This window comes from Lysinibacillus sp. NPDC056232 (assembly GCF_042267565.1).
Classification (GTDB): domain Bacteria; phylum Bacillota; class Bacilli; order Bacillales_A; family Planococcaceae; genus Lysinibacillus.
This window is the reverse complement of the sequence record NZ_JBHJTF010000103.1, coordinates 1-1,164: the sequence shown is the minus strand read 5'-3', so window position 1 is coordinate 1,164 and position 1,164 is coordinate 1. Positions and strand designations below refer to the sequence as shown.

At 55.8% G+C, this 1,164-nt stretch carries 2 protein-coding genes; both read right to left on the bottom strand.

Annotated elements, in window-relative coordinates; all coding sequences use genetic code 11:
- Positions 1–623: APH(6)-I family aminoglycoside O-phosphotransferase (locus ACFCYJ_RS27470; RefSeq protein ID WP_039076675.1), on the bottom strand; the 623-nt coding region annotated here is incomplete at its 3' end.
- Positions 623–1,164: APH(3'') family aminoglycoside O-phosphotransferase (locus ACFCYJ_RS27465; RefSeq protein WP_265748576.1), on the bottom strand; the 542-nt coding region annotated here is incomplete at its 5' end. The genes ACFCYJ_RS27470 and ACFCYJ_RS27465, both read right to left, overlap by 1 nt.

Sequence of the window (1,164 nt, the reverse complement as noted above, 5' to 3'; positions counted from 1 at the left end):
GGATCGTAGAACATATTGGCGGCGCCAAAGCCCACTTCACCGACCAGACCGACGGGATCTATCACCAGCCAGCCGCGACTGGAGAACATGATGTTTTCATGATGCAGATCGCCATGTAGCCCACGCAGTTCCGAGGCATTGCTCATCATTTGATCGGCTATAATCGCCGCGTGGACGTAGTCAGTTTGACAACCTGCGTTTTGATCATCGCGCGCCCGCTGAAACAAAGCTGCAAAGCGATCCCGGATCGGGAGAAGGGCAGAAGGCAGGGGTTCCTCAGATGCGGCATACAGCTTCGCCATTAGTTCCGCTGCAATTTCGGTCGCCTGGTAGTCGCCGTGCTCGGCAACGATGTGAGAGAGCATTCGCTCCCCGGCATATTCGAGCAACATCAGATTGTTCTCACGACCGAGCAACCGGACTGCTCCCCTCCCATTGCGCCATACCAGATAGTCGGCCCCGCGCAGTTCATCAGCAATGTCTTCTATAGGTTTCAATCCCTTGACGATTGCAGGAGTCCCGTCTGGCAATGAAACTTTCCAAACGAGGCTGGAAAAGGTGTCCGCAATGAGAACAGGTTGCGAAACGTGCCAATGAGCAGGAAAAACAGGCGGCATGAACATCAACCCCAAGTCAGAGGGTCCAATCGCAGATAGAAGGCAAGGCGTTCGCGGTCGGGGGCTTCGATCCCCAATACATTGAATAGGACAGCGAAGGCGCGCTCTGCTTCATCTGGCGCTGCCCAGTTCTCTTCGGCGTTAGCAATCATGAGTGCCAAATCGGCATAGCGATCTGCTGTTCCGAGCCGCCCAAGGTCGATCAGACCCGTGCATTGAAGAGTTTTAGGGTCCACCATGAAGTTCGGCATGCAGGGATCACCATGGCAAACAACCATATCGGTGCGCTCTTGGTCGAGCCGCACCGGTAGCTCTCGTTCGACACGAGCCAAAAGATCGAGCTGCGGCGTACTCTTGTCCTCGTCCGGTAAGAAGTCGGGATTGACGGCATTGCGGGACACCACATCAACGGCGCGTCCGAACATTCGCGACAGCCTGCGCTCAAACGGACATTGATCAACCGATAGGCTGTGAACAGCGCCAAGTTGCTGCCCCATTGACGGCCACGCTTTGAGCAAATCCGCTCCAGACAGATCAGCCGCCGGTA